Source organism: Vibrio sp. 10N.222.48.A3 (genome assembly GCF_041475345.1).
GTDB lineage: Bacteria > Pseudomonadota > Gammaproteobacteria > Enterobacterales > Vibrionaceae > Vibrio > Vibrio tasmaniensis_A.
Genome location: NZ_JBFRVX010000610.1, coordinates 1 through 8,345 on the forward strand (window position 1 = coordinate 1; position 8,345 = coordinate 8,345).

Genomic DNA, 8,345 nt, shown 5'->3' on the forward strand with positions numbered 1-8,345 from the left:
GTAGTCTATTGGCTTTCATCTTTCTTACGGAAACCATCTAAGATGATCATCGCGGCGCCGATACAGATTCCCATATCCGCTAGGTTAAATGCAGGCCAGTGGTAAGTACCCCAATAGAAGTCTAAGTAATCGACGACAAAGCCATGTACAACACGGTCGAACACGTTACCAACAGCGCCACCAATGATGATCGCATAAGCAATGTTGTTCCACTTATCTGTTGCTGGTAGCTTGCTCATCCAGTACGTCAGCATCCCCGTTACCGCAAATGCGATACCAGTAAATAACCAGCGCTGCCAACCACTTTGATCACTCAAGAAGCTAAATGCTGCACCGTAGTTATGCACGTACAAAAAGTTAAAGAATGGCAACACCTCAATGCGGTTTGCCCAGCCATAACCCATGTTGTCCATAACAAAGAGTTTGATACCGATATCAGCAAGGAAGACTAGTAGGGCCAACCATAACCAACGCACACCAGATTGTTTTAACGAAACTTCACTCATTTCTATTCCTAGTATTTACGAAGTTGGTATTCACTGTTACTCAATTTAAGTGACCTTGATTACCAAACTTGGCTAAACACATTTCCTATAATTAAAAATAACCCCAGTTGGTACTGGGGCTATGATTTTTACAAAAAGTTCAGTATTTCTCTGAGTCGTTATGCGTACTTACGCACTTCGCCTTCACCGTCGATGTTCGACACACAACGACCACAAACTTTCTCGTGACCTTCAATTGTGCCTACATCTGGAGTGTGGTGCCAGCAACGGTCACACTTCTCAGCTTCAGTTGCTGCAACTTCAACGTACAGACCTTCAACGTCTGTCGCTTGAGCTGTATCAGACTTATCGCTAAGTGGTTTAACAACCGCAGCAGAAGTAATAAGTACGAAACGTAGCTCATCTTCTAGCTTGTTGATTTTTGCCGCTAGTGCATCGTCAGCGTATAGAGTAACTTCAGCCTGCAGAGCGCCACCGATTGTTTTCTCTTTACGAGCATCTTCAAGAAGCTTGTTCACTGCGCCACGAACTGACTGGATTTCAGTCCAGAATTCGTTGCTTAGCTCTTCGTCGTCAGCAAGACCAAATAGGCCTTCGAACCACTCGCCTGTGAATACAAACGTGTCGCGTTCGCCTGGCATCTCGTTCCAGATTTCATCTGCAGTGAACGACATGATAGGAGCCATCCAACGAACTAGAGCTTCTACGATGTAGTAAAGCGCCGTTTGGCAGCTACGTTGAGCATGGCTGCCCTGCTTCGCTGTGTACTGACGGTCTTTAATTACGTCTAGGTAGAAAGAACCCATTTCGATAGAACAGAACTGCATTAGACGTTGAGTTACACCGTGAGTATTGTACTCACCGTATGCTTTAACGATCTCTTCTTGTGCAGCTTGAGCACGGCCAACAGCCCAGCGATCAAGTGCTACCATTTCTTCAGCAGGAACTAGGTCAGTTTCAGGGTTGAAACCGTTCAAGTTCGCTAGGAAGAAACGAGCCGTGTTACGAATACGACGGTAAGCATCAGCAGAACGCTTAAGAATCTCGTCAGAAACCGCAACTTCGTTAGTGTAATCCGTAGAAGCAACCCATAGACGTAGAATATCTGCGCCTAGTTTGTTCGTTACATCTTTAGGAGCAACAACGTTACCGATAGATTTAGACATCTTACGGCCGTTACCATCAACCACGAAACCGTGCGTTAGCACTTGCTTGTATGGTGCTTCGTCTTTCATCGCGATAGATGAAATCAAAGAAGACTGGAACCAGCCACGGTGTTGGTCAGAACCTTCAAGGTAAAGATCAGCACTGTGCGTTCTTTCTTCATTCGGGAAGTTGTACTCTTCACGAGAATCCACAACAGAGAAGTGCGTTACACCTGAGTCGAACCATACGTCTAACGTATCAAGTACTTTCTCGTACTTGTCAGCGTCTTCAGCACCCATCAGTTCAGCAGCATCTACATCCCACCAAGCTTGAATGCCTTTTTCTTCCACAAGCTTCGCTACTTTTTCAATAAGAGTTGGGCTATCTGGATGAAGTTCTGATGTTTCTTTATGAACGAACAGAGCAATTGGCACACCCCAAGTACGTTGACGAGAGATACACCACTCAGGGCGACCTTCGATCATACCTTCGATACGGCTTTGACCCCATTCAGGCATCCATTCAACACTCTTTGTTGACTCTAGTGCTTTTGCACGTAGGCCAGCTTGATCCATAGAGATGAACCATTGTGGTGTTGCACGGAAGATGATTGGAGTTTTGTGTCTCCAACAGTGTGGGTAGCTGTGCTCGTAAGCGTGGTGATGCAGTAGTGCACCCTTCTCTTTTAGAACTTCTAAAACAGAGTCGTTCGCTTTGAATACGTGCTGACCAGCAAATAGCTCAGTATCTGGCAGGTAAACGCCGTTTGAACCAACTGGGTTAGCGATTTCTAGGTTGTACTTCTTACCAACCACGAAATCCTCTTGACCGTGACCAGGAGCGGTATGAACCACACCAGTACCAGAGTCAGTTGTAACGTGGTCACCAAGAACAGCAGGAACCGTAAAGTTGTAGAACGGGTGGTTGAATTGAGAAAGCTCAAGATCAGCACCAGTAGCAAAACCAAGGTTATGGAAGTGCTCGATACCCGCACGATCCATTACGTCTTTTGCTAGTTCAGAAGCAACAACGATACGTTGAGCTGGCTGTTCGCCATTCGCTTCAACTTGGATAAGTACGTATTCAAGATCATCACGTAGACATACTGCGCGGTTAGCCGGCAGAGTCCACGGTGTTGTCGTCCAGATAACAATAGAGATTTCGCCCTGACCCGCGTGACCTTCCGCTAGAGTAAATTTCTCTAGTAGAGCCGCTTCGTCAGCTGCAGAAAATTTCACATCGATAGATGGAGACACTTTATCTTTGTATTCAACTTCAGCTTCAGCCAGAGCAGAACCACAGTCAGTACACCAGTGAACAGGTTTGAAACCTTTTAGTAGGTGACCTTTGTCTGCGATTTTACCTAGAGAACGAATGATGTTCGCTTCAGTGCCAAAATCCATAGTGCGGTATGGTTTATCCCACTCGCCCATGATACCAAGACGTTTGAAGCTCTCTTTCTGACCTTCAACTTGGCCCGCAGCGTACTTACGACACTCTTCGCGGAATTCAGCCGCTGAAATCTTCTGACCAGGCTTACCTTTCTTCTTCTCAACCATCAACTCGATTGGAAGACCGTGACAGTCCCAACCAGGGATGTACGGTGCATCAAAACCAGAAAGGGTCTTAGATTTGATAATAATGTCTTTAAGAATCTTGTTCAGCGCGTGGCCAATGTGAATGTCGCCGTTCGCGTATGGAGGGCCATCATGCAGTACGAAAGATTTTTTACCTTTCTTTGCCTTACGGATCTCACCGTAAAGGTCTTCTTTGTACCAACGCTTCAGCATTTCTGGTTCACGATTTGCCAGATTGCCACGCATTGGGAACCCTGTTTCTGGTAAGTTCAGGGTATCTTTATAATCACTCATCGATTCTTAATTCCGTTATATTGGGCGAAGTTAGACATTATGTTAATCGGTGGAATTATCCGACTAATTCTTTAGCTGAAGCAGCCACACCCTTGCGGCTTCAGCATCCAATTCTATTTGATTCTTTAATGCGTCAAACGACTCAAACTTTATCTCGTCGCGCAGTTTGTGCAAAAGTCGCACTTCTAACTGTTTACCATATAAATTGGCTTTAAAGTCAAAAAAATGTACTTCTAATTGCTGCCTTACACCATTAACTGTTGGCCGTTGTCCAATATTAGCAACACCACCGACAGGAACACCGTCGATATCTAATGCTTCAACAACATACACTCCCGACACAGGAGAAACACAACGTTTTAATGGAATATTAGCGGTAGGGAAACCGATAGTTCTCCCTAGTTTACGACCATGAGAAACACGACCACTGATACTGTAGTCACGCCCAAGCATGGTAGCACTAGAAACCAAGTCATTGGCCGCTAACGCATTTCGTATCTCAGTGCTGCTTACTCGTAATTGGTTTAAGCAATAACTTTGGGTGCTCACCACCTCAAAACCATATTTTTCGCCCGCTTCTTTAAGCATAGCGAAATTACCCGTTCGGCCTTTGCCAAAGCAAAAATCGTCACCAACCACCAAGAATTTCACACCAAGCTTATCAACCAAAAGCTCCTTAATGAACGCTTTCGCAGACAAGCTTGCAAAATACTGATTGAAATTCACACACAATAAACGACTAATCTCTAGCTTGCTCAATTGCACGTACTTATCTCGTAAGCGAGTTAAACGCGCTGGCGCTCGACCTTTAGCAAACAACTCCATAGGTTGCGGTTCAAACGTCATGACAACAGAAGGGAGTCCCAGTGCTGTAGCTTGTTTAGAAACCTGACTCAGAACCTCTTGATGCCCTAAATGAACACCATCGAAGTTACCTATGGTTAATACACAGCCATGATGCTGTGCTTTAATATTGTGTATACCTCGGATCAGTTCCATTGTGATCAGCTAAAACCTGTTATTTGCATCATTTATTGTGTGAAACCGACGGATTATATACTAATCAGTATTAATCTGTCGCTGCTTTTAAATGTTTTACTCGGATACCTAAAACCAGTACCGACACAATATAAGCAAAGCCACCAAGTGCGATCAACCCTGTTAGCGTCAACGCTCTTTGGTTGAAGCTCCAATCAAGCCACAGCTGCATATTGTCTAGTTGCCATAAAATCACGCCAACCATCACAGTTCCAGATACTAATAATTTAAGGCTAAACAACAATGTAGTCTTGGTTAAACGATAAACACCCGCTATATGCAGACCACGATAAAGTAGAGTCATGTTCACGAACGCAGATAACGCCGTTGCGATTGCCAAACCAACATAACCATAGAAATAAGCGAAGATCGCGTTGAACACCATGTTAGTGACCATCGCAATGATGCCGTACTTCACAGGAGTTTTAGTATCTTGACGTGAGTAATAGCCCGGAGCCAACACTTTAATCAACATGAAGTTTAGCAAGCCTGAAGCGTATGCCACCAAAGACATGGAAGCCTGCTGTACATCGTGTGGTGAAAACTCGCCACGCATGAAGAGCACCATCAGCATCGGCTTCGCTAAAACAATAAGACCTAACATCGCAGGAATGCCTAGCAATAAAACCATGCGCACGCCCCAGTCCATTGTATGAGCAAACCCTTCCCCTTGAGCATCTACGTGTTTACGCGACAAAGCAGGAAGAATAACCGTCGCAATAGCAATACCAAACAAACCGAGTGGGAATTCCAATAATCGATCCGAATAATATAGCCAACTGATAGAGCCGGTTGCTAGAAAGCTGGCAATGAAGGTATCGAACAACAAGTTGATTTGGCTCACTGATACACCAAACAAGGCAGGGATCATTAGCGTGCGAATCTTAACCACACCGGGATCTCTCCACCCCCACTTCGGCTTAACCAACACACCCGCTTTAATCAAGAAAGGCATTTGGAAAAGGAACTGGACTAAACCACCAAGAAACACACCGATGGCCAAGCCAATTTCGGGTTGTTCTAAATTAGGAGAGATAAACCATGCTGAACCTATGATCATTACGTTCAGGAACACAGGGGTAAATGACGAAACCGCAAATTTGCCCATGGTATTGAGGATTGCACCAGATAAAGCAACAAAGGTGATAAACCATAAATAAGGAAAGGTAATCTTGAGCATAAAGCTCGCCAGCTCAAATTTTGGTGCTGCTGGGCCATCATTTAACCAATCGATAAACCAACCTGCGCCAAACATCGCAGTGATGACACCCGAGCCCAACACCCCGATAACGGTGACGATAGAAACTAGTACCCCGAGCGTGCCCGATACTTTGGCAATTAAATCTCGAGTCTTATCTTTATCACCAGCAGCGTGATATTCTGTTAATACAGGAACAAACGCTTGAGAAAAGGCACCTTCTGCGAAAAGTCGACGTAAGAAATTAGGGATTTTATTAGCGAAGAAAAATACGTCGGCACTCGCTCCTGCTCCCATCAAATTTGCTACTACTACATCACGTACTAGCCCCAATACGCGGGAAACAAAAGTCATTGCACTGACAATCAGGCCTGACTTTAATAGTCGTTTACTCACACAAACCTCTGACACTGGTTGATTACTTTCAAGCGAGGATAAATACTATCCTGTCCTAAGAAGCATATTTATTAGCATTGGTCTAAAAATGCTGTTAGAATCCCCGCCATCTTAACCGCGATGACCTTTCCATACCAAAGTTTGTTTGGCTACGATTGGTTTTTGCACAAATCATTTGACAATTAAGCGCCTATGAGGGATAGTCCTCGCCCTTAAATTGTCACCGAACTAAGTTTTTGGGAGTTAGACCTTGGCAAACAGTAAATCTGCTAAGAAGCGCGCTATCCAAGCTGAGAAACGTCGCCAGCACAATGCTAGCCGTCGTTCTATGATGCGCACTTACATGAAAAAAACTATTGCAGCTATTGAAGCTGGCAATAAAGAAGCTGCAACTGCTGCTCTTGTAGAAGTTACACCTCTTCTAGACCGTATGGCGACTAAAGGCCTTATTCATAAGAATAAAGCTGCACGTCATAAGTCTCGTTTCGCTGCTGCAATCAAAGCTCTTTAATAGAAATTTGATTACAACGCAAAACGAAAAAAACCGGCCTCGGCCGGTTTTTTTATATCTAAATTTTGAGTAACACAGAGATTTTTCTTGCTGAGCGTTACTTGGTTTACTTAAAGATATGCGGTTTGCTGATAGGCACTAACGTTCGACATGAAATACTGACACTTCCTTGTGTCGACCCTACCCCTGGTAAGAAATCACTTCCCCCACCAGCAATAAACTACTTGCAGTACATACCATGCAGTAGGTTAATCATCGCTTTTACTTCTTCACTGCTCAATGTGTAATACACTGTTTGAGCTTCTTTGCGAGTTTCGACCAAACCATCTCTTCTCAACCAAGCAAGATGTTGAGATAAAGCAGATTGACTCAATTCCAACTTGCCACACAACTCCCCAACCGACAGCTCAGTACCATGCAATAGGCACAGAATCTGTAAGCGACGCTCATTGGCCATGGCTTTGAGTAGAATCACAGCTTGTGCTGAATTCTTCTCCATCTCTTTTAAGTTCATAGTTTGGCTCCATACAACCTTTACGCCAAGTCCGGGTTATCTGTATTTCCGGCAGATTATGAAGTCATGATAATCGATATCAATTCATTAACAAACAAGCTCACTCGAACAATTTGCTAAAATCTGCGTCACATACATTTTTTACTGCTGGATGTTGGATCATCCTCTCAGCAAATATGACGTAGTACTCCTCTTTTAACTCCTCGATTCCCCCCAACAATTGCAATGACGTATCTTCCTCAACCTCTGACATATATAGCGTAGGCGCTAAGAAAATAGCGTCGTGGTGGTAACGAGCGAAAGCCTTCATCAATGCCGCGTCATCAAACTCACCCAAAATATCAGGCTTAAGTCCTTGTCTATCAAACCATTGCAGTACTTTACGCCCCATCGAAGTTCGACTTCCTGGGATTAACAGTTTCTTTTGTTCTAATACAGCAGGAAAGTTAACACCTTCCACATTACCTGAACTGAAAAAGCTCATACCACTCTCACCCAACTTTTTACTAAACAGGCCTGGGCTTTGGCTAGAATCCACCGGGCAGTCTGACAAAATCATATCGAGCTTATGCTGAGAAAGTTGTTCAAGTAGCATTTCATGAGTCGATTCAAAGCAGCGTAAATGAATGCTGTTATCGGGTGGGATTGTCGACATCAATATCTTGCTGACTAATCTTTTGGACAGTGCATCCGCGACGCCAACATCAAACAGAATATTGGAGTGCTGGCTATAATTCACGATATCCAGCATCTCGTAACTCAGGCCAAACATACGATCGGCATATTTAAAGACCAACTGCCCAAGCTCTGTCGGCTCAACACTGCGACCATTACGCTTAGTTAGCTTGCCGTCCATACGCTCTTCTAAGGCTTTTATCTGACCAGTTACCGTTTGTGGTGTTAGGAATAGGGCTTCTGCAGCTTTAGTAACAGAGCCTTGCTTGCAAACCATCCAGAAGTAATAAAGGTGGTTATAGTTGAGATGCGACATAAATGTGCCGTAAAAAAAGAGAAGATAACCTGTTATATCAAATATGCCCTCCCCACTCAACAAACTCGGAAAAACCACACCTAACTATCAATTACTACTTATTTTTACGAAGTGTCTAATTTCATAATGTAATATTTCAACGATTATTTTCAATTTTTCTCTAACTTTTAAGAT

Annotated in this window: 7 protein-coding genes; 1 reads left to right on the forward strand and 6 read right to left on the reverse strand. The window is 44.0% G+C overall.

Annotated features, from left to right (window positions below; translation table 11 throughout):
• Positions 1 to 5: 5 nt before the first annotated feature.
• The 4 genes from lspA to murJ form a co-directional block, all read right to left on the reverse strand.
• Entirely contained in the window at positions 6 to 506 is a 501-nt protein-coding gene (gene lspA, locus AB4653_RS17035; RefSeq protein ID WP_009848445.1) for a signal peptidase II, read from the reverse strand.
• Positions 507 to 664: 158 nt separating this feature from the next.
• Entirely contained in the window at positions 665 to 3,523 is a 2,859-nt protein-coding gene (gene ileS / locus AB4653_RS17040; protein WP_017102999.1) for an isoleucine--tRNA ligase, read from the reverse strand.
• Between the two features lie 63 nt (positions 3,524 to 3,586).
• Positions 3,587 to 4,522, reverse strand: a complete 936-nt coding sequence (ribF, locus tag AB4653_RS17045; protein WP_102257730.1) for a bifunctional riboflavin kinase/FAD synthetase — start codon at positions 4,520 to 4,522, stop codon at positions 3,587 to 3,589.
• A 70-nt stretch (positions 4,523 to 4,592) separates the two neighbouring features.
• Positions 4,593 to 6,155 (reverse strand): murein biosynthesis integral membrane protein MurJ, encoded by a 1,563-nt coding sequence (murJ, locus tag AB4653_RS17050; protein WP_009848488.1) that lies wholly within the window; start codon positions 6,153 to 6,155, stop codon positions 4,593 to 4,595.
• A gap of 250 nt (positions 6,156 to 6,405) precedes the next feature.
• Between murJ and rpsT the strand changes: the two genes are divergently transcribed.
• Complete coding sequence (gene rpsT / locus AB4653_RS17055) at positions 6,406 to 6,666, forward strand: 30S ribosomal protein S20 (protein ID WP_012603273.1); 261 nt, start codon at positions 6,406 to 6,408, stop codon at positions 6,664 to 6,666.
• 220 nt (positions 6,667 to 6,886) lie between these two features.
• On the opposite strand, the gene AB4653_RS17060 is transcribed toward rpsT, so the two are convergent.
• Both AB4653_RS17060 and nhaR read right to left on the reverse strand, forming a co-directional pair.
• Complete coding sequence (locus tag AB4653_RS17060; protein ID WP_009848443.1) at positions 6,887 to 7,180, reverse strand: metalloregulator ArsR/SmtB family transcription factor; 294 nt, start codon at positions 7,178 to 7,180, stop codon at positions 6,887 to 6,889.
• A gap of 100 nt (positions 7,181 to 7,280) precedes the next feature.
• Complete coding sequence (gene nhaR, locus AB4653_RS17065; RefSeq protein WP_009848442.1) at positions 7,281 to 8,171, reverse strand: transcriptional activator NhaR; 891 nt, start codon at positions 8,169 to 8,171, stop codon at positions 7,281 to 7,283.
• Between the last annotated feature and the right edge of the window lie 174 nt (positions 8,172 to 8,345).

What these genes read in the sequence shown, in the direction of transcription:
- lspA (WP_009848445.1), bottom strand. Translation starts at nt 506, where the DNA reads ATGAGTGAAGTTTCGTTAAAACAATCTGGTGTGCGTTGGTTATGGTTG.
- nhaR (WP_009848442.1), bottom strand. Translation starts at nt 8,171, where the DNA reads ATGTCGCATCTCAACTATAACCACCTTTATTACTTCTGGATGGTTTGC.
- ribF (WP_102257730.1), bottom strand. Translation starts at nt 4,522, where the DNA reads ATGGAACTGATCCGAGGTATACACAATATTAAAGCACAGCATCATGGC.
- ileS (WP_017102999.1), bottom strand. Translation starts at nt 3,523, where the DNA reads ATGAGTGATTATAAAGATACCCTGAACTTACCAGAAACAGGGTTCCCA.
- AB4653_RS17060 (WP_009848443.1), bottom strand. Translation starts at nt 7,180, where the DNA reads ATGAACTTAAAAGAGATGGAGAAGAATTCAGCACAAGCTGTGATTCTA.